We start from the raw sequence: 21,156 nt of genomic DNA on the forward strand, positions 1-21,156 counted from the left end.
ACCAGTATGAGACTATTAAAAATATGTTGTTTATGCTTCATTATGAGCGGCTGTGGAGGACCACGGGCGGCTTTTGACTACGATGAGCAGACAAACTTTTCCACTTACAATAGTATAAGCATCTATCCGGAAGTGCTTTCGGGTCTAAGTGAGTTAGATGAAGACCGGCTGCTAAATAGCATGGAAAGGGCTTTACAGGAGAGGGATTTATTTGCTTCGACAACTCCCGATCTATTCCTAAACGTCTATACCGAACAATACCAGGAGCCCAGCCGTAACCGTCTTGGGGTGGGAATAGGTGGTACCGGTGGGAAGGTGGGGGTAGGAGTGAGCGGGGGTATACCATTAGGAGGCCCTGAGAGTTTCCTTCAGCTTACTTTTGATCTTATAGACGTTGAACGGGACGAACTGGTTTGGCAAGCTGTTGTTAACAGCAAATTTAATCCCAACTGGAGCCCTGTACAAAGACAAAAACAGTTTGATAAAATAGTGGAAGAAGCTTTAGAAGGTTACCCTCCAAAAAGGTGATTTTGGACTCATTTTTTTTGGGAGTAAAATTTCTTCGGGTTAATGCCATGAAGCATTTGGAATAAATATATTTTCTAATTCTATAGATATTTATTCAATAGAAAGTTTTGTATATATCCTTTCAGAATAAAAAAGGCCCCGATTTCTCGGGGCCCTTCTTTTTGGCTGGTTAGTTAATTGTAGCCTAGTTTTGGTCGTCATCGGCTGCTTCAGGCTGATCTTGCAGGTAAGGAGTACTTCCTGTAATTTCAGTGAATTCACTTCGTCTATTGCGGGCATATTCAGCAGCAGTACACATATTAGGTCTTGTACAGTCATTCAATGGTACTTCTTCACCATATCCTTTTGGCACTAACCTATCACGGCTTATTCCCTGAGACACTAGATACTCGAGAGTAGATTCAGCACGACGCTGAGAAAGATCCATGTTGTATTTATCAGATCCACGGGCATCGGCATGAGATCCAATTTCGATTTTAAGCATTGGATAGTTCTCCATGATCTCAGCTACGCGGTTAAGAGTAGGTTCAGACTCAGGTTTGATGGTTGCTTTATCGAAATCAAAGTAGATGTTTCCAACTCCTGCGATTTGTCTTCTTCCGGTTTCAGGATTGATCTCCATTTCATCTTTTGGAAGGATTGGAGGTGTGTAATCTTCTCTGGTGAAAGCGTAAAGGTTATCAGACCCTCTTCTGTTGGAAGCAAGATATCCTTTTTCTTCTCCTTCTTTAAGTACAAAAGCAAAGTCATCAAATTCACTGTTTAGAGAATTTCCAAGGTTTTGAGCCTCTCCAAAAGTTCCATTTGTTTGTTCACTTTTAAATACATCAAGGTTTCCGTAACCCATATGACCATCAGAAGTGAAATAAAGTGTTCCGTCATTAGCAATGTAAGGGAACTGCTCGCGGTGAGCAGTGTTTACATTTGGCCCCAGGTTTACTGGTTCTCCAAATGTTCCGTCTTCATTAACAGCTACGCTGTAGATGTCAAATGATCCCATAGATCCTGGCATATCACTTGCGAAATACAGGGTAGAACCGTCTTCACTTAAAGTTGGGTGCTCTACAGAATACTGGTCGCTGGTGAAAGGCAAAGCTTCAATGTTTGTCCACTCGCCATCAACAAGCTCGGCACGGTAGATTCTAATTGTAGCTACAGGTACTTCGGCCCAGTCAACCTTAACCCTTCTTGAGTTAGTACGGTCAAAGTACATGGTTTTTCCATCGGTAGAAAAAGCAGCTGAACTTTCGTGAGTGTCGGTATTAATCTTGTCGTTGAACAACGCGATGTTGCTAAGGTTACCTTCATCATCAATATCGGCTACGTAAAGGTCAAGATAAGGTTTCTTGTTCCATGCGTAAATAGGACGATCCTGATTGCGGGTAGAAGCAAAAACGATACGGTCACCCATAAAGGTAATTCCGAAGTCTGAAGAAGCTGCATTCTGCATTACCTGGTTTGTAGTGTAGGTATGAGATACAGCAGTATCAAGCTTTGCAGTCCACTCTTCAAAATCTACCGTACTGTTGTAGTACTGGCTAAAGTATTTGTCGGCTTCTTCGTCCTGTCCTGTAGCACGTAGTGAATGCGCAAACCTGAAAGAATATTCGGGTGCAACGCTACCGTCGTTGTACTTCAGAAAAAGGCTGCGGTAAGTTTCGGCCGCATTACCCATTCTGTTTGTATAGAAATAGGAGTCTCCTAATTTCTGAAGGACTTCCTGATCCTTATCCTGAACTAACCGGAATTCTTCAGAAGCGTCCATATAGGCTCTCTGGTTAAATAAACGGTTAGCTTTCTTTATCTGAGAACTCTGGGCCACGGCCGAGAATCCAATAAGGACAGCTAAAAGTGTGGTATAAAGTTTTTTCATGTTTCTTAGGTTTTAGAAGAATCTTGGGGATACGTTGTAACCTTTTGAAAGGCCAAGGAGGTCAAGGTCAAAAAGTACCATGATTTCATGTGTGCCATCATTAAAGTCACTTAGGTTTCCTGTTGTATAGTCGTAGGCGTAACCTATTCTAAGTTCAGGAGTAACTCTAAAGTTCACCAATCCACTTACTGTTTCATCAAAACGGTAAGCTACACCTGCTTCAAAACGGTTGTAAAGAAGCACGTTTGCTGTAATGTCAACAGAAAGAGGAGCTCCTTCTACTGCACGGGCCATAAAGGCCGGTTTAAGCTTTAGGTTTTGGTTAAGGTCGAATACATACCCCCCGGTAAGGAAGTAATGGATATTTTCCTCTCCCAAACGAGCCAGTCCTGTTTCGTTTTCAAGGTGTTTTGATGTGAAAAGGTTTGGAGCCGATAGACCTACATAGTATTTATCACCAAACCAGTAAGCACCAACACCAAAGTTTGGAAATGCTTCACTAACGTTTTGAGCGGCAGGATCAACCTGTTCGTTATTCCCGGTTTCAAGAGCAGTGAGGTTTGCGTCAAAGAAAGTAACCCCTGCTTTCACCCCAAAAGATAATTTTGAAGTTTCTGATACCGGAAGGACATAAGCCACATCGGCATAAAGGTTGTTTTCTTTAACAATATCTCCAATCTCGTCGTGGACTATGGAGATACCTGCTTCAATCCTTTCGCTAAGCCCGGTGTGGGCAAAGAAATTGGCAGTTTCAGGAGCTCCGTCCATTCCGGCCCATTGGTTTCTGTAAACGCCACCAACGTTTAGCATTCCCAGGTCATCTAATGCATAAGCAGGATTTATCACGCTCATGTTATACATATACTGGGTATACATGGGATCTTGTTGTGCATTACCCTTTAGTGAAAAAAGGGCAATGCAAACAACTGTAAAAATTTTTATAAAAGAATTTCTCATTTGTTTCGAATATTTCAAAATTATCTGCTTAAGTACACTCTACCTTGAATAGGAGCGGTCTGTCCGTCGTTATAGTTTAGGATATAGAAGTAAACTCCTACTGGAAGTACTCCGCTTCCGAATGATCCTTCCGAAGAAGTGCCATCCCATCCCTGAGATTTTCCAACCTGGCCTTTATATACAGGCTCACCCCATCTATTGTAGATCTCCATCATGTGATTTGGATATTCCGAAGAAATGTTCTGAATTACAAACCTGTCATTAATGGCATCACCGTTTGGAGAGAATATTTCAGGAATAACAATCTCGCAATTGGATAGATTTACCTGTACAGGAGTTCTTGTAGAACTTTCGCATCCAGTAGTTGCATCAACGGCAGCGGCGAATAAAGTTGTGCCGTTTTGCAGCGGAGTGGATGGAGATACAGTTTCTGAACCTGTAGCGGTAGTGTACCATACAAGATCTCCGTTAGCAATAACGCTACCTTCAAGATCACCTACTGTCAAATCCTGACCGGCGCATAGTTGTTCTGGTTCAGTTACCAAAGATGGTGCGTCTACATCATTTAAAGTTACAGTTACGGCAGTAGCATCAGATACACAACCAGTAGTGTTTGTTTGTGTAACATAGTATGTTTTTGCAGTAAGCACTTGTGTAGCATCTACCTCTGTTTGAAGTGTTTCATCAGAATAAACAGTAAACACTGCGTCGGCTTCACCAGAAATTTCAAGATCGGCTACAGTCGCATTGCTGGCAGCGCAACCATCAAATGGAGTCACTGTTGGGGCGGCTGGAGTGTTTTCTCCGTTACATTCTGGTTCTTGAGTTCCAACAATTACAGTCACTGTAGCTGAAGCAGAACATCCGTTGTCGCTAGTTACAGTATAAGTATATACGCCTTCTGCATCGGTTGCAGGATCAAAAGTTGCATCAACTTCGTCACCATCAAAAGTCCAGGTTCCACCAGTTTCAGGTGTTCCTCCAAGTTCGGCAAAAAGGTCTACTGTTTCTGTTGCATCTTCTTCAAGATTTACAGTAGCATTTTGTCCGGCGTAAGGGTTTTCAAGAACAGTAACAGTAAGTACGGCAGAATCTGTACACTGCCCGGTTCCTACTGTGTAAGTAGTAGTGAAGTCTCCAAATTTGCTTTGGAAACGGTATTGATCAATAAGTTGCTGAATTGTTGGGCTAAAACTTCCAGTTCTGTCTATTCCGTCCTCAAGAAGGCCCAAGTAGAGAGCTCTAACTTCTGAAGAGGACAAGTTTCTTACTTCAGAATTACATAGAATAGTAGAGTTATCAGCACCGGCATCAACACCCTCTACCACCTGAATGGTAAAAGTTTCAGAATCCTGAGTTCCTGGAGTTACACAGTCAGCAGTATCATCTACTGAATAAGTGATCGTATAGGTGTCAATTCCTGTTGAAGGATCAAACATTCCGTTAGATACACCGGTTCCTGAGAAAGTTCCTCCCGTTGTTGCGCCAGATCCAGCTAAGTAATCGCTAAGATCGATCAACCCCTCTGTGAAGCAAACCACTTGATTTTGGATGTCTCCAGCTTCTGCATCCTCTAAAGGATTTATGGTAACAGAGACTTCTACGGAATCTCCACATACTTCACTTCCTACTGAATAAGTAGTAGAGAAAGTTCCAATTGGGTTAGCCTGAAAATCTGCAAATAATGCATCCAAAGAAGGGCTAAAAGTACCTGTTACTGGTAAATCGCCTAAAAGTCCCAGGTAATATGTTTCAAGGTCGGCAGCATCAAAATCGGTTGGTACATCTGTTATACATAAGGTTTCAGAAATAATATTTTCTTCGATCTCGATTCCTTCTAATACCTGGATTGTAAAAGTTTCAGAGTCTTCGGTTCCTTGAGTCACACAATTAGCGGTATCATCTACTGAATAAGTGATCGTATAGGTGTCGATTCCTGTTGAAGGATCAAACATTCCGTTAGATACACCGGTTCCTGAGAAAGTTCCTCCCATAGTAGCTCCAGATCCTGCTAAGTAGTCACTAAGATCGATCATACCATCAGTAGAACAGACGACCTGGTTTTGGAGGTCTCCTGCGTTTGCAGGTTGCTCATCAATAACTGTAACAATTAATTCTGCAGTATCTTCGCAGGCTGTACCTTCATTAACAGTATATACGGTTCTAAAATCTCCTACATTATTTTCTCTGTACTGGTTAATCAGTTCCTCAATTGAAGGTTCAAAAGTACCACCTTCAGTGCCACCTGCTAAGGCAACATAGTAAGCTCGCACATCTCTAGGAATTTGCCGAAAGAGTAGAGGGACATCTGATATACAAATAGTAGCTGAATTGTCTGTAACTATGTTTCCTTCAGTTATAGTAATGGTAAAATCAGCAGTGTCCTGATCCCCTGTAATAACACAGGCCGAGGAATCGTCCACGGTATAGACTACATTATAAGTACCTGCTCCTACTGTTGCAGGATCAAAAGTTTGGCTAAGGTCACCTGAAAAGGTTCCGTCTTCCATTGCTCCAGTTGATATGAAATCAGCGAGATCTTGGGGGTCTTCTGTTGTACAGAAAGTGAGGGTTCTGTCGTCACCTGCATTAGCTAGTAACTCATTGGAGATTGTTACAGTTAAAACAGCTGAATTTTCACAAGCAGTTCCTTCTTCCACTGTATATGTAGTAGTAAAGTCACCTATGTTATTTTGACGATACTGTGCTATTAGTTCATTAATTGAAGGTTCGAAGATTCCTCCTTCGACACCACCAGCCAAGTCTATATAATATGCACGTACATCTTCAGGGATCTGCTGAAACAATACAGGTACATCAGCATTACAGATGGTAGCTGTGTTGTCCTCAACAGTTTCACTTTCAATCACTGTTAGGGAAATTACTGCAGTATTTTCACATTCTGTTCCTTCTCCAATAGTATATGTGGTTGAAACCTCTATTGGCCAGCTTTCATTTTGATACTGGGAAATGATTGATGCTAAAGGATCTCCACTAAAGGTACCATTAGTATCCCTGTCTCCAATCCATTGCGCAAAAAAGACATTAGGATCCTGAGTCGGATTAGTAAAAAAGTCATTAACTAGAGATTCTACCTCTGATTGACAAAAAGTCAGATCAGCATCATCACCTGCATTTCCGCTTTCAAGAACTGTTACAGAAATTTCTGCTGAGTCTGCACATTCACCTGTGCCTCCACTATATATAGTGCTGAAAGTTCCTGTTCCGTCTCCGCTATTGAAAGCAGCTGTTATCTCAGCGATAGTTTGTGCAGAGAAAGTACCATTTGCATCAGCATCTTCACTAAGTAAACTGCGAAGAAAGTTTTCAGTAGTTTCTTCATCAAGAGTTGGTGGCAATTCCGAACTACATAAAACGGTAGTGGTATTGTCTTCGCCAGCATAAAAATCTTCCTCAATTGTAAAAGATAACACTACGCTATCTTCACATCCTAGTTCAGTTGAAACGGTATAAGTTGTTGAAAAATTTCTAACTCCATTTTGATATTGGGAAATAACTTCGTTGATACTTGAATCTGCAAAAGTTCCATCAGTTGGTACGCCAGCTTCAAGTTGCTCTGTAAAGAGTTCTCTAACCAATTGTTGTGGAGCAGTAGTCGCAAGACGACTGTCAATGTCCGACTGGCAATAGATGCCGTCTCCTACTTGCTCTCCAGCTTCTATGCTTTGGAGCTCTACATTAACAGCAGTTCGGGCTTGGCTCTCTACCGGAGGGGAAGGATTTCCTTCATCATTAACAATTTGACTAACGTAATAAGTACCTGGTACTAATAACTCATTATCTGCCAAGGCCGGATTGCTTGTAGCAGTACTGTACCATCTAAATGCTTGGGTATCCTCGCTGGTTCCAGTAGCTTGCAAATCGCTTACAGTAGCTCCTTGACACAATTCTTGATCTTCTGCTATAGGGGCAGGTGCAACATCTGGGCTATATCTAATTGCTAATCTATATGAATAGTTGCATGAACTATTCGGCGATGTTTGACCCACAAAGTAAGAATTTCCATCAACTAATTCATCTGAATTGGCATAGGTTGCTGTTCCGAATTCAGTTTGGTAAACAATAATTTCACCTCCAGCATTAGGAGAAATGATCTCGATTAGATCTTCTATTGTACGGGCATCATTCTCTGAAGCTAAATACGGAGAAAAAACCGATCCGTAAGAAGAGTCTGGAGCTGGAATTGTACCTACTGTAACTGTCACAGGGGTAGGGCTAAGGCAATTCCCGTCAGCATTTCCTGCGTAGTAAGTTGTATCATCTTCTAAAAATTCATTAGAAGGAATCCGTTGCGTCAATGCAGAATCACGATACCAAACTACATCATTTGTTGCGCCAGTTCTTTCTGAAAGATCATTAATGTCATCTAAGTAACAAAAATCCGCAGGATTTGAATCACTTAGCTCGGGACATTCTTCTTGCCCATAAGAAGACAAGGTTCCGCTAAATAAAAATAGGGCAAAAAAGAATAATGGTACTCTCATTTTACCCAAAGTAAAAATTTGCATAGGCTTTAAGTGTTAAATTTAATCAATTGCATTTAGGTTTATGGTTCAAATATAAAGGAAACATTCATTTTAAAACTTAAACTCCTGTTAAGGGAAAAGCTTAAAAAGAATGTAGCCGAAACTATTATATAATGCTGAGGTAGGGGAGGTTAAAAGTACGACTTTTTCGTTAATAAAATTTTTTTAGGAGTTTTTTTACATCTAATAAGTTAAAAGTGTTTTTCGTCCATATAAGTCAACTCACAGTTGGACATAAGAATTCACTTTTCGTTACAGATTTTCAGAGATTTTTTTTGCAATACTTCACAAGCAGTCTTTCTTCCTATTCTTTTATATTTACTCAAAAATTTATAATGCGGCTACATTTTATAGCAATTGGGGGAAGTGCCATGCATAACCTTGCCCTTGCTCTTCACGAAAAAGGATATAAAATCACAGGTAGTGATGATGTCATATATGAACCTTCCAAAACCCGACTCAACAACAAAGGCCTGCTGCCAAAGCAATTTGGGTGGTTCCCCGAAAAAATCACTAAAGACCTCGATGCTGTTATCCTCGGGATGCATGCCCGGGAAGATAATCCCGAATTGGCAAGAGCAAAAGAACTGGAACTTCCTATATACTCTTATCCCGAATTTTTATTCGAACAATCTAAAGAAAAGACAAGAGTGGTTATTGGCGGTTCTCATGGTAAAACTACAATAACCTCAATGATTCTACATGTGATGAACTACCATCACAAGAATGTGGATTTTATGGTAGGTGCTCAATTGGAAGGATTTGAGAATATGGTACACTTAACCCAGGAAAATGATTTTATCGTGCTTGAGGGAGATGAGTACTTATCCTCTCCTATAGATAGGCGTCCAAAGTTTCATCTTTATAAACCTAACATCGCTTTACTTAGCGGAATTGCCTGGGATCATATCAACGTATTTCCAACTTTTGATGAGTATCTGGAGCAATTCAAAATCTTCATAGATTCTATAGTTAAAGGAGGTATCCTGGTATACAATGAGGATGATCAACACCTGAAGAAACTGGTGGAAGAATCTACAAATACCATTAGAAAGCATTCTTACAGAACGCCAGATTATCACGTGGAGAATGAAAATACACTTTTGCATACGCCCGAAGGTGATATGCCTGTTGCCGTTTTTGGGGAACACAACCTTCAAAATTTAGCAGGTGCAAAATGGATTTGTCAACACATGGGTATAGACGAAGAAGACTTTTATGAAGCTATTGCTTCTTTTAAAGGCGCTTCAAAAAGGTTGGAAAAGATAGTAGAAACCAAAAACACTGTCGTATTTAAAGATTTTGCACATAGTCCTTCAAAGGTGATGGCAACTACTAAAGCTGTGAAGGAACAGTATCCGGACAGAAAGGTGGTTGCATGTCTTGAACTACACACCTACAGCAGTCTAAATGCCAATTTTCTTAAACAGTACGAATCTTCTCTGAATTCAGCCGATGAAGCTGTGGTTTTCTTTTCCCCCGAAGCGGTAGAAAATAAGAAGTTGGAGCCCATTTCTAAAGAACAAATTTTTGAAGCTTTTTCCCGAACAGATCTAACGGTTTACACTAATGCACTGGAGTTTAAAAATTACTTGCAAGAACAGCAGTATGATCATAAAGTGCTTTTGTTAATGAGTAGTGGTAATTACGGAGGTTTAAATTTTGATGAGATCAAGAACTGGGTATCCTAAAATGGCATTTTTGGAATAGCTTCATTTTGTTATCTTTAGAGAAATTGAGCCAATGGATTCTCAGAAATCAAAAGCCTTTACAATTAAACACTGGGCAGAGGGAGACAGGCCCAGGGAGAAACTCCTTCAAAAGGGCAGGGAGTTTTTAAGTGATGCCGAGTTGCTGGCAATTCTCATTGGCTCGGGGAGTAGAAACGAATCGGCAGTTGAAGTCTGTAAAAAAGTTCTGTTCAAAGCTGAAGATAATCTAAATGAACTGGGAAGGTTTTCAGTAAAACAGCTCATGGAAGTAAAAGGTATTGGTGAAGCTAAAGCTTTAACCATAGTGGCTGCACTGGAGTTGGGTAGAAGACGGAGGTCTTCTGAAGCTCTCGAAAAGAAAAGGATATCTTCAAGTGCTTCAGTTTTTGAGCTTATGCAGCCAAAGAGAGGGGAGTTGCCTCATGAAGAATTCTGGATTCTCTACCTCAATAATTCCAATAAAGTCATTCAGGAGTTGCCCCTAAGCAAAGGTGGCATAACGGGAACTTTGGTAGATGTGCGTTTGGCCTACAAACAGGCCCTGAATTTAGGTGCCACGGCGACAATACTGGTGCATAACCATCCCTCAGGCAACCTTAACCCAAGTACGGCAGATAAACAACTTACCCAAAAATTTAAGACAGCCGGGGAATCGCTTGATATAAAAGTTCTGGATCATTTAATAATAACCGAAAAATCCTATTTCAGCTTTGCTGATGAAGGTTTGTTGTAATACATATTTATGCTGCTGGTATACACCCAAAAAATTACACCTAGAATTACTTATGTATTTAAACACGTATGTACTCAAATTTTAGGTTTGCCTGTTGGCTTCACATCAAAGATTGAAGAATTTGTGGCCCATGAAGGCATGAAGCTCTCCTACGGAAAGCAGAGTCTGGCAAATGAGGTCTTTATTCAGAATGTAGATCTTTTGCTGGAGCAGGGAATGAACGATCTTGAAGTAAAGGTTCAGGAATGGGATGGGGTACCCTGTTTTTTTGCGGTGGGAGAAACCAGCTCGATCCCTTTTGACATTTTTGCGGCTTCTTTTTACCTGCTTAGCCGGTACGAAGAATATCTACCGCATGTAAAAGACAAAGAAGGTAGATTTCAGGCGAGTGAAAGTCTGGCTTTTCAGGAAGGTTTTCTTGAAAAACCGGTCATTGATATTTGGGCGCAAAAGTTTCGGCAGGTTCTAAGTGATAAATTTCCGAATCAAAAATTTCCGAAGAGACAGTTCACCACTCAAACTATCGTCGCTGTCACTGAAGCTTACTGCTATAAAAAAAAGGGAATTGTAAGAGTGGTTTTGGGATTGTTGCTGGATCTAATTAGGTTTAAGCCCAAGTACGTGTTGCACCGGTTGCAGGTAATGACCAAAATGAAAAAAGATCCTTACGATATTTATACAAAGGTCATCCAGTTTTTAAAAAAATACCGGGTGCCCATGAAGTTCATGTTTCAGGTAAGCGATTTTTCTACTTACGACAGGAATATCAACCACAATCGGTTGGAGCTGCAAAGCCTCATTAAATCGGTAGCCGATTATGCCGAAGTTGGCCTGCAGCCGGGATATTATGCAAATCAAAAATTCGCGGTTTTAAAAGAAGAAAAAAAGCGAATGGAAGATATTATTAAGAGGCCGGTAGAGAGTGCGATCAACAATCATTATAATTTGTTGTTGCCCGATACCTATAACCACATGGTAGAACTTGAATTTCAAAAAGATTTCTCCATGGGCTATCCCGAGGCTGTAGGCTTACGGGCAGGCACCTGTACTCCTTTTTTGTTCTACGATCTCAATTTTGAAATCACCACGCCATTACTGGTGAATCCATACGCCATTAATTCTGAAGCTTTCGGAAAATTAAAAGAAAATGAAATAGAGTATAAGGTTCTCGAAATAAAACGACAAATCTCTATGGTTGAAGGAAAATTAATTTCCGTATTTACGAATAAAGATTTTTCCGAATATGCCAATGCAAGAAGGAATTTTTCAATTTTAAAGATGCTTAATGAAATTCAGTAACATTCGTCACATATTTTTTGATCTCGATCATACCTTATGGGATTTTGACCGCAACTCGGGGCTTGCCTTTAATTCAATTTTTGAAAAGCACCAGATAAAAGTGAGGCTCGAGGAGTTTCTTGCAATATATGCGCCCATAAATGCCAATTACTGGAAGCTGTATAGAGATGACAAGGTCACACAAGAAGATCTTCGCTATGGCCGGCTGCGTGACTCTTTTAAAGGTATGAATGTAAATGTTACAGATTCTCAGATAAAACAGCTAAGTATAGATTATATTGAGCATTTGCCGAAACATAATTACCTGCTTGCCGGCACGGTTGAAGTGCTCGATTACCTGCGCCCGCTATATAAACTGCACATCATCACCAATGGGTTTAAGGAAGTTCAGTATAAAAAACTGGAAAGTTCAGGCATCCTCAAATATTTTTCTTCCATTACTACTTCTGAAGATGTGGGAGTGAAAAAACCCAATCCAAAAATCTTTGAAGTCGCTCTAGGAAAGGCGGAAGCAAAAGTGGAAGAAAGTATCATGATAGGTGATAATCTTGAAGCTGATATTTTAGGTGCCAAAGACTTCGGAATGCAGGCTATACTATATAATTACTATAAAACTGAATATGCTACAGATCATCATCAGGTGATGGAAATGAAGGAATTAACCCGCTATTTGTAATAAGCAGAAGTAAATTTCGTTAGATTTAGAACTGTATGAAGATGTCCTGGAGAAATTGCTTTTCAAAAATGGCCTTTTTGGCACTCCTCACAGTCTGTACTTCCTGTGTTAAGGATGTTGATCTTGACCAGACTGATGAGATTGTGCTCTCACCCGAAGCCGCCGTCGATCTTATTTTCTTTGATCTTGTTGATGAAGAATTCAACGTTGTCTCTAGCAGCGGGGTAACAGCAAAAGACGAAACCAGGCTCGATTTTCTAGATGATGACTACATACAAAATGACCTGGTGCGGGCCGATTTCAACTTCAGGTTCACCAACACCTTTGAGAGTCACTTAACTGCAATTATAAGATTTCTTTCCCCTGCAAACGGGGTGCAGCATACTGTCCTGGTTTCAATTCCCCGTGGAAGTATAGAAACACCGTCAGTAGTAGATTACACCGAAATTATTAATGAAGCCCAGATAAATAGAATAAGAAGAAGTATAAAAGTGTCTGTTGAAGTAACAAGACATGACCCGTCGGCGGTTGCAGGATCTTTGCAGCTCGCTTCAAAAGGGTTTTTCTACTTTGAATTCAAATAATGAGAGTATTTTTCTTCCTCTTCATATTAACGCTTTCTCAGGGAATATTGGCCCAAAACAAACAGCTGCTGTACAATTTTGACGATTTGCCTCAAACCCTTTTACTAAATCCAGGAGCCGAAACCAATTTTGATATGCATCTTGGCCTTCCGCTTTTGTCACAGATCCATTTGTCTGCAGGGTCTTCAGGCGTGAATATGTATGACATTTTCAGGGAGGATGGAGGTTCCATTAATGACAGAATTAGAAAAACGTTGCACAAGCTTTCCAAAAATGATTTTTTTACAGTCAACCAGCAACTTGAGATCTTTTCTATTGGTTGGCGTGACCAGCGAAGAAGGTATTATACAGCCGGGATTTACCAGGAATTTGATGCCTTTGTGTACTTTCCCAAAGATCCTGCGGTGCTGGCTTATGAAGGGAATAAAAATTACATCGGGCGAAATTTCGATTTTTCGGATGCTGCTTTCACTGCCGAGGTGCTCAACGTTTTTCACCTGGGTTTTACCAATTATTATTCTGAAGATTTAAACTACGGTTTCCGCGGAAAAATTTATTCCGGAATTTTTAATGCCCACAGTGTAGATAATACCGGCATTTTTAGAACCGAACTTTCCCCTGAAGGCCCCAACCTTTACCGGCATTATATGTCGCAGGTCGATATCTTGATAAACACAGCCGGGTGGGACGAACTTACAGATTCTGATGCTACCAATAGGCAACTTATGGCAAGCTTCTTAAAAAAGGCATTTTTGGGAGGTAATATTGGGTTGGGCCTCGATGCCGGCTTCACCTGGTATCCTTCAGATCAATACAGGGTAACCGCGAGCCTGCTGGATATTGGCTTTATGCGACAAACTAAAAATGTAGAAAATTACAGGTATTACGGAGATTACCAAACCGATGGGATTGAGCTGCTTTTTCCGGGTACGCGTGAGTATTGGGACGAGTGGGAAGACAATCTGGATAAAAACCTGAAAGATGAAACCTTGACCAATTCTTACACCACATGGCGACCTGTAAAGTTCAATGCCTCGGTAGATTTCGGGTTTTCTGAAAATGCCGAACCCTGTAACTGCTACAGGCCAATGGGCAGGAGAAGATATTTTAACCATCTTGGAGCCCAGTTTTTCGCTGTAAAACGGCCCCGGGGGCTCAACTTTGCCACCACCCTTTACTACGATAAAACCTTTAATAATAACTTTAGAGGAAAAATTACTTATACAGCCGATTCCTATTCGTTTTCAAATATCGGGCTCCTGTTTTCTGCCAGACTTTCCAATTTTAATGTTTATCTTGCTGCAGATAATCTTCTGGATTATACCAATCTCGCCAAGGCGCAGAATGCTTCGGTGCAGCTTGGGGTCCAACTAATGTTTAGCAGGGAATGAGAACCATTTTTTTCTTTTTTGTCTTTTTATTCGGAATAACAAGTAACACTTTTGGGCAGGATGTCAATAAGTACAAATATGTGCTGGTACCACAGGAATTTGAATTCCTGAAGCATCCAAACCAGTATCAGGTAAACGCACTTACCGCTTTCTTGTTAGAAAAATATGGTTTTGACGCACTTTACGAAGAGAAGATCCCGGCTAATATGGGACTTTGTGATGTGCTTAAAGTCAATGTTCATAATGAATCGAGCCTATTTCGTTCCAGGCTTTACGTCACTTTAGAAAACTGTAATGATGAGGTGGTGTTCACTTCAAAAACAGGATCGAGCAGGGAGAAGAACTATAAAAAATCCTATCATGAAGCTTTAAGGGAAGCTTTTACTTCTTTTGAAGGGGCAGAACTTATAAAAAGCGGGTTTGCTGTTGCGGAAACTTCTGCGGAAAAAAATCCTGCTGAAGTTGTAATAGATCCTGTACCCGCGGCCAAAGATATTCAGGAAGAAGCTTCCGAAGTAATTATAGATCCTGTACCGGCTGTTAATAATACTCAGGAACAGGCTTCTGAAGTTGTTGTTGATCCTGTGGTAACTTCCGAAGAAATAGAAGAAGCTACAGAAGAATCTTCGGCACTTCCTGAAGTAGTTCAGAAGAATGAGAATTTGCAGTTTGTAAATGGTGCAATCACCTATAAACTGGTGAAAACACCGGCTGGTTATGACCTTTACAGGGAAGGAGAACCAGGTAAATTTGGAACTTTACTCAAATCGGGTGGGGGAGAGAATTACCTTTATTCTTCAAAAAACATCTCCGGAAATGCCTTTTTTGACACCCATGGAAACCTGGTCGTTGAATATCTTGATCCTAATTCCCAGCAACTCATCAGCGTAAAATATTCTCAGAAAGGTCAATAACCGTATTTGCCTTTCCAGCGTTTTTGCAGAAAATCCCTTTGTGCCTGCTCCCGCTGATTATTCCCGGGACGAAAGAACGCATGATTGCTTATTTCCTTCGGAAGAAATTCGGCTGCGGCAAAATTATTTTCATAATTATGGGCGTATTTATAATCTTCTCCATATCCTAAATCTTTCATGAGCTTGGTGGGCGCATTTCGTATGGCCAAAGGCACAGGAAGATTCCCGGTCTTTTTTACCATCGCCTGGGCCTCGTTGATAGCCATGTAAGAAGCGTTCGATTTTGGGGAAGTGGCCAGGTAAATACAGCACTGGCTTAAAATGATCCTGGATTCGGGGTGGCCAATGGTAGAAACAGCCTGAAAAGTGTTATTTGCGAGGATCAAAGCCGTGGGGTTCGCATTGCCAATATCTTCGGAAGCCAAAATGAGTAAGCGGCGGGCAATGAATTTCACATCCTCGCCACCTTCTATCATTCGGGCCAGCCAGTACACAGCTGCATTGGGATCACTACCCCTTATCGATTTGATAAAAGCCGAAATTATATCATAGTGCTGCTCCCCGGTCTTGTCATAAAGCACCGTGTTTTGCTGAACTTTGTTCATCACCATATCGTTGGTGATCACTACTTTGTCTTTTTCTTCAGAAGTAACCACGAGTTCAAAAATGTTGAGCAACTTTCGGGCATCACCGCCGCTAAGTCTTAGTAGCGCCTCTGTTTCCTGTAATTCAATCTGTTTTTTGGAGATGACTTCGTCTTCAGATATCGCTCTTTTCAGCAAAGCAATAAGATCGTCTTTTGAGAAAGAGTTGAGTACGTAAACCTGGCTTCGTGAGAGTAAAGCGGGAATAACTTCAAAACTTGGGTTCTCGGTTGTTGCTCCAATGAGGGTGATCCAGCCTTTTTCTACTGCACCTAAAAGCGAATCCTGCTGAGATTTACTAAACCTGTGAATTTCATCTATAAAGAGAATAGGATTTTTTGTGGTGAAGAGGCCGTCGCTTTTTTTTGCTTTTTCTATAACTTCCCTTACATCTTTAACGCCGCTGCTAATGGCACTAAGGGTAAAGAACGGGCGGCCAGATTCGGTAGCTATAATATTTGCCAGGGTGGTTTTACCCACTCCCGGAGGCCCCCAAAAAATAATGCTGGGTATGATGTCCCTCTTAATTTGTTTGCGAAGAGCGGCATCAGGCCCCACCAGGTGTTGCTGCGATAAGTAATCATCTAATGTTAGGGGACGTAATCTTTCGGCTAAAGGTTTATTCATGAGGTAAAAATAGTAAATTGAGTACTCTTGCAGAAAATGCAGGCGGTATAAGTTTTCTTAGTGACGAACTGGCAGCATGAGGTTCTTTTCAAAAAAATGTGTGTTAAAAATGTCATTTTTGAAAGGTATTTGAACAGCAGTTTTAATTGGTTAACTTTTTGCAAAGCCAAAGGTATGAGAGTACAAAAATCAGCAAATTCTGAACCATTTGTTTTCACTACGGGGGTGGTGGGCTATCCCCTGATCTTTGTACTGGCTATTTGGATAGTATTTTGGATGGAAATACGCTTTGGGTGGGACTTCACGAGCTTTGGAATTTACCCGCGAACCCTTGAGGGGCTTAGAGGTATAATTTTTTCCCCTTTTATACACAGTGGGATAAAGCATTTGTTTCACAATACGGTTCCGCTGTTCGTTCTTACGCTTTCCCTCTTTTACTTTTACCGGAAATTAAGCTGGAAAATCCTCTTTTTTGGGCTCCTGCTGTCGGGGTTCCTTACATGGCTTATTGGGAGGCCCGCTTTTCATATAGGGGCTTCAGGAATGATCTATGTGCTGGCGGGATTTTTATTCTTTAAAGGTATTTTCTCGAGATACTTCAGACTGGTAGCTCTTTCCCTGATCGTGGTTTTTCTTTACGGCGGACTTTTATGGTACATCACACCAATTGATCCTAAAATTTCGTGGGAAGGTCACCTGGCGGGGCTTCTTTCAGGATTGATCTTTGCACTCATTTACAGGCAGAATGTTGCCCGTGCCCCAAAATATGAATGGGAAAAAGAAACTTATAGGGAAGAAGAAGACCCTTTTATGCGGCATTTTGACGAAAACGGGAACTTCATTGAAAACCCCGATGGAGAGGACGAGCCGCTATATGTTTACCATTATAAACGAGAGGAAAAGGACAGGCCAAAGGAAGAGTAATATTTTGCTAATCCAGTCTCTGTCGCATCACTTCATAAAGAAAAGCACCACAGGCTACAGAAACATTTAAGCTGCCAATACTGCCCTGCATGGGGAGTTTGGCTTTGTCGTCAACCAGCTTGAGCACAGATTCAGAAATTCCTTTGCCTTCATTTCCCATTACCATTGCCGTGGGCTCTTTAAAATCTACGGAATAAAGCAGCTTGTCGGTCTTTTCTGTGGCTGCTACCACTTTAATGCCCGAGCCCTGCATGTAGAAAATGGCATCTTTGATATGATCTACCTTGATAAGCGGAATTTTAAAGATCGCCCCGGCAGAAGTCTTCACCGTATCGGCAGTTACGGGAGCGCCCCCTTTTTTCTGAATGATAATTGCGTTTACACCACAACATTCGGCAGTTCTAATGATCGCACCAAAATTCCGAACATCATCTACCTGATCAAGTAAAAGAAAGAGCGGGGCGGTTTCCTGTTGAAGCGCCTTTTCAACTTCAGAAGCAAGATCGGCAAATTGAACGGGCGAGATCTTTGCCACAACACCCTGGTGATTTCCTTTTACCAGTCGGTTCAACTTTTCTACAGGGACGTAAGAAATGTTGTATTCGCCAGATTTAGTTTTTTGCTGTAATTCCTGAAATAACTGGCCGCTAAGACCTTTTTGAACAAAGATCTTGTCTATGGTCTCATTATTCTGAATGGCTTCAATTACGGCACGTATTCCAAAAATGGTGGTTGTATCTTTCATGGTGCAAAGATAGAGATAAATGAATGGCTGCGGAAAACTCTTGAAAATTACTTTATTCTTCAGCCTGCACTGTAAAAGTTCTTTTTACAGACACAGGTTTTCCTGAATTTGTGAACCCTTCAAGATGAATTTCAAAAGTTCCGGGAACATCAGAAGTGAAGAAATCCATATTTTCTTCGGAAGAATCTATTTCTACTGAAGGCACCCACAGAAGTTGTGTTCTTAGATCTGGAATCCTTGACAGTGGATTATCTGAAGAAGTGGCATAAGACTGTTTAAAATAGTTCTTGCCGGCTTCAGGAAGTTTCATTGCTACTCTTTTAATGTAATCCTGGTTTAAAGTTTCAGAAAAATTTCCCTCGATCGTTTCAACATCAACAATTCCGGCGAAAATATGAGAGCCTAAAAAGAAGTTATCCCTCAAAATCTTTATGCTCTTCACGTATTTTGCCGGGTAGTTGATCAAGAGGTCGTGATCTTGTACCATAGCGCCGTCTACGATAAGCAGCGCCGGAAGATAAAAATTCGTTGCGCCGTCTGTCTGGTTTATCACGAATTGAGAGCCGTCTTTGCTCCTGGCCAGGTGGGCAAACATGACAATTTCAACCATTGTTTCTTTTATAGTGGGAAACCGGGTGTAGTCATCCAGATTGTAGACGGTAGGCTCTTGAGTGTAAAAAAGTTCTTTTTCAGTTATAACTTTTAAAGTGTCGGGTTTAACGCTGTAATATGCATTTTCAATCTGAACCTGTACGCTGCGGTCAAGAATATAATCTTTCATGGCAGGGGTAATCTTAAAATCGGCGAACTTCAAATCAGGATTGGAGATTTGAGGTAAAGGATCAAGTTTGATCTCATAATTTTCGGTTTCATCTCCTAAAATTTGCATTAAAGCTTCGGGGGTGTCGTAGGCTTCATCTAAATTGAGATAGAATTTCCCCTGCTTGTTTGTAGTTGCGATCTTGAGCATGTAATCTTCACCCGGAAGGGAGAAAGCCAGTTTCTTTCCTGATAAATTGCGGGCTGCTTCTGGCGTTTTTGCCACAATTCGGCCGGAGATGAGATTGCCTCTTGCTTCAGGAAGAAAGACGGAATCTATTTTTTGACGTGTAGCAGGAAAAGAAAGGTCAAAATTTTCAGAAGTAAATTTCTTCGGAATAGAAATACTATCTGTTTTTCTAACGGAAAGCGAATAATCTCCCGGAACCCCTTCTAAATCTACTGCAACTTTCTCTCTCCTGCCAAAAATGTCATTTTCCAGAATGATTTTTACAGGGCTATTTTCACTCTTAACTGAATTTTTTCCTGAGTCAGGATTTGGAGATATGGACGGGATTTCTTCAGAAGTTGATAAAATGGCCGAAGAATCGCCGCGATATGGATTAACTATGGCCACATCACCTGCGAAATAAGTGTCGTGATTCCTCATCCAGTTGGAATAGCTCAATAATTTGTAATTTCCGGATGGTACCGTGGTCGGGATAAAGAAATCTCCCTGCGCCTGTCCGTTTTTCAGCAGGAGTTTGTGCTTGAAAATGCTATTTCCATCTTCACTTATTAATTCTACATAAGCCACTTTGCTTACTCCGCTGAATTCCTCCGTATCCTTTTCAAGATTGTAGAGCTTATAATACAGGTATTCCCCCGGAAAAAGCAAGGAGGAATTGTAGTGGACAAAAATCTTTTCCTGCGGAACTTTTTCGAGCAGTGCTGCACCGGCTGAACTATCTACTGCCTGTGCAAAAAAATGCAGCGGGAGTAAGAAACAGGTAAGTGTGAAAAAAAGGTATTTCATATTCATTTTATTCAGTCCAAAAATCGGGTGCCTGGTTGGTGCCATAAACGGTGCAGTCTACACATTCGGTGGCAATAACTCTCATGGGGCCTTCGCCTAATTCCCCCGGAACAGGTGCCCCGGCCATGCTGTAATATCGAACTGTACCACCTTTGATCATACCAATTGGGGTGTCATAGTTCTCTCCCGGCCTAAATATTAAACAAGATTCGGGAAATTGTGGTCGGCGTTCATCAAATTCAAAGAAATCATGATAGTTAAAAAACACCCTTTTTGAAGAGGTAGAGGAGAGGGTAAAGAAGCCTATAACTTTCTCATCTTCATTAGCAGCCCGAATATTACCACTTACAAAACCCGGCTGCGTTGGGCTCAAAACACTTCCTGAACCCGAGATTTTCTTAAGGGTAGAATAATAAGAAAAGGCTTCGGGAGTTAAAGAATATTGTTTTACCAAAATGCTGTAACGCTGGGCCAGTACAGGGTTTTCTTGGTCTATGAATCGCACTACGAAAGATTTGAGATCATTCTCGCTAAGGGAACTTGTGTTAGAGATAATTATTTCTTTAGACGGCACCGTGTTGTAACATACCGTTTCCTGACGGGTATTTGGAACCACACTCCAGTCGTTTCCCTCAAACTTTATGGTATTGCGCACCGTATATGGAGAGACAATTTTATAGGTTTCTTCATACTCGTATAACGCATACCTTGAGGCCGAAGAAGTATATTCACTGTCTACCATTAGTGCAACTCCATCTTCTCCCTGGTAGAAACTGCGTTCGGCATAAAGATTATCGATTTTAGCTCCCGGGATCAAAGTGGCGGGATCTGAAATATAAGAGCTTCCGTCCCGGGTATCGATTTGAAGCTGGTAAGTGCGTTGTGGCCCGGCAGCAAATTTGGTGCTGGAAAGATAAGTTCCCGGTGTATCTGATTCGTAGAACTGAAATTGGGCACCGGTGTCATCGGTTACGGTAACAGTTGCATTTGTTTCTGCAGCTGGCATTTGCTTTTCGAGTTCGTAGGTGCGTGTGAGCCTGACTTCCTGGGTTTTGACTTCATCGGTAATTAAAGCTTCTACAACCAGAAGGTTCTCATAAGTTTCTGTTTCAAATTCATAGGGTTCCACACAGCTGTTAGTGATCATTGAAAAAATGAACAAAAGAAACAGGCGAATGACAGATTTAGTGTTGATACATTTCATATT

Annotated in this window: 16 protein-coding genes; 9 read left to right on the forward strand and 7 right to left on the reverse strand. The window is 41.1% G+C overall.

The window, feature by feature from the left end:
* The first annotated feature begins 6 nt into the window (after nucleotides 1-6).
* A complete protein-coding gene (locus tag VS868_RS10025; RefSeq protein WP_345597180.1) occupies nucleotides 7-528 on the forward strand; it encodes a DUF4136 domain-containing protein in 522 nt (173 codons plus the stop codon).
* A gap of 184 nt (nucleotides 529-712) precedes the next feature.
* On the opposite strand, the gene VS868_RS10030 is transcribed toward VS868_RS10025, so the two are convergent.
* The 3 genes from VS868_RS10030 to VS868_RS10040 are packed head-to-tail and all read right to left on the reverse strand — an operon-like array spanning nucleotide 713 to nucleotide 7,863.
* The gene (locus VS868_RS10030; RefSeq protein WP_345597182.1) at nucleotides 713-2,401 is read right to left on the reverse strand and encodes an OmpA family protein; all 1,689 of its coding nucleotides are present in this window, start codon (nucleotides 2,399-2,401) and stop codon (nucleotides 713-715) included.
* A 12-nt stretch (nucleotides 2,402-2,413) separates the two neighbouring features.
* Nucleotides 2,414-3,358, reverse strand: coding sequence for a type IX secretion system membrane protein PorP/SprF (locus VS868_RS10035; protein WP_266070216.1), 945 nt, complete (start codon nucleotides 3,356-3,358; stop codon nucleotides 2,414-2,416).
* 20 nt (nucleotides 3,359-3,378) lie between these two features.
* Nucleotides 3,379-7,863 carry a gliding motility-associated C-terminal domain-containing protein gene (locus VS868_RS10040; RefSeq protein WP_345597185.1) on the reverse strand — a complete coding sequence of 1,495 codons (4,485 nt, stop codon included), beginning with the start codon at nucleotides 7,861-7,863 and terminating at the stop codon, nucleotides 3,379-3,381.
* 377 nt (nucleotides 7,864-8,240) lie between these two features.
* On the opposite strand from VS868_RS10040, the gene VS868_RS10045 reads away from it, so the two are divergent.
* The 7 genes from VS868_RS10045 to VS868_RS10075 all read left to right on the forward strand — a co-directional run bounded on the left by VS868_RS10045 (nucleotide 8,241) and on the right by VS868_RS10075 (nucleotide 15,214).
* A complete protein-coding gene (locus VS868_RS10045; RefSeq protein ID WP_345597187.1) occupies nucleotides 8,241-9,596 on the forward strand; it encodes a Mur ligase family protein in 1,356 nt (451 codons plus the stop codon).
* A gap of 52 nt (nucleotides 9,597-9,648) precedes the next feature.
* The gene (gene radC, locus VS868_RS10050; RefSeq protein WP_345597189.1) at nucleotides 9,649-10,350 is read left to right on the forward strand and encodes a DNA repair protein RadC; all 702 of its coding nucleotides are present in this window, start codon (nucleotides 9,649-9,651) and stop codon (nucleotides 10,348-10,350) included.
* Nucleotides 10,351-10,359: 9 nt separating this feature from the next.
* On the forward strand, nucleotides 10,360-11,649 hold the full coding sequence (locus VS868_RS10055; RefSeq protein WP_345597192.1) for a polysaccharide deacetylase family protein: 1,290 nt from the start codon (nucleotides 10,360-10,362) through the stop codon (nucleotides 11,647-11,649).
* Complete coding sequence (locus tag VS868_RS10060; protein ID WP_266070221.1) at nucleotides 11,636-12,325, forward strand: YjjG family noncanonical pyrimidine nucleotidase; 690 nt, start codon at nucleotides 11,636-11,638, stop codon at nucleotides 12,323-12,325. Before VS868_RS10055 ends, VS868_RS10060 begins: the two co-directional genes overlap by 14 nt.
* 77 nt (nucleotides 12,326-12,402) lie before the next feature.
* Nucleotides 12,403-12,909 carry a hypothetical protein gene (locus VS868_RS10065; protein ID WP_266070223.1) on the forward strand — a complete coding sequence of 169 codons (507 nt, stop codon included), beginning with the start codon at nucleotides 12,403-12,405 and terminating at the stop codon, nucleotides 12,907-12,909.
* Entirely contained in the window at nucleotides 12,909-14,300 is a 1,392-nt protein-coding gene (locus VS868_RS10070; RefSeq protein ID WP_266070224.1) for a DUF5723 family protein, read from the forward strand. The genes VS868_RS10065 and VS868_RS10070 overlap by 1 nt, the downstream gene beginning before the upstream one ends.
* Nucleotides 14,297-15,214 (forward strand): hypothetical protein, encoded by a 918-nt coding sequence (locus VS868_RS10075; protein WP_266070225.1) that lies wholly within the window; start codon nucleotides 14,297-14,299, stop codon nucleotides 15,212-15,214. The genes VS868_RS10070 and VS868_RS10075 overlap by 4 nt, the downstream gene beginning before the upstream one ends.
* Here the strand turns inward: VS868_RS10075 and VS868_RS10080 are convergent.
* On the reverse strand, nucleotides 15,208-16,485 hold the full coding sequence (locus tag VS868_RS10080) for a replication-associated recombination protein A (RefSeq protein ID WP_345597197.1): 1,278 nt from the start codon (nucleotides 16,483-16,485) through the stop codon (nucleotides 15,208-15,210). The two genes, VS868_RS10075 and VS868_RS10080, sit on opposite strands and share 7 nt — an antisense overlap.
* A 174-nt stretch (nucleotides 16,486-16,659) precedes the next feature.
* Between VS868_RS10080 and VS868_RS10085 the strand changes: the two genes are divergently transcribed.
* Nucleotides 16,660-17,409 (forward strand): rhomboid family intramembrane serine protease, encoded by a 750-nt coding sequence (locus tag VS868_RS10085; RefSeq protein ID WP_266070227.1) that lies wholly within the window; start codon nucleotides 16,660-16,662, stop codon nucleotides 17,407-17,409.
* 7 nt (nucleotides 17,410-17,416) lie between these two features.
* On the opposite strand, the gene rlmB is transcribed toward VS868_RS10085, so the two are convergent.
* Genes rlmB through VS868_RS10100 form a run of 3 tightly spaced genes read right to left on the reverse strand, consistent with a single transcriptional unit; the run spans nucleotide 17,417 to nucleotide 21,153 of the window.
* A complete protein-coding gene (gene rlmB, locus VS868_RS10090; protein WP_266070228.1) occupies nucleotides 17,417-18,154 on the reverse strand; it encodes a 23S rRNA (guanosine(2251)-2'-O)-methyltransferase RlmB in 738 nt (245 codons plus the stop codon).
* Nucleotides 18,155-18,206: 52 nt separating this feature from the next.
* On the reverse strand, nucleotides 18,207-19,949 hold the full coding sequence (locus tag VS868_RS10095; RefSeq protein ID WP_345597204.1) for a hypothetical protein: 1,743 nt from the start codon (nucleotides 19,947-19,949) through the stop codon (nucleotides 18,207-18,209).
* A gap of 7 nt (nucleotides 19,950-19,956) precedes the next feature.
* Nucleotides 19,957-21,153 (reverse strand): DUF4249 domain-containing protein, encoded by a 1,197-nt coding sequence (locus VS868_RS10100; protein ID WP_345597206.1) that lies wholly within the window; start codon nucleotides 21,151-21,153, stop codon nucleotides 19,957-19,959.
* Between the last annotated feature and the right edge of the window lie 3 nt (nucleotides 21,154-21,156).

It is taken from the genome of Salinimicrobium sp. 3283s (assembly GCF_039602225.1).
GTDB lineage: Bacteria > Bacteroidota > Bacteroidia > Flavobacteriales > Flavobacteriaceae > Salinimicrobium > Salinimicrobium profundisediminis.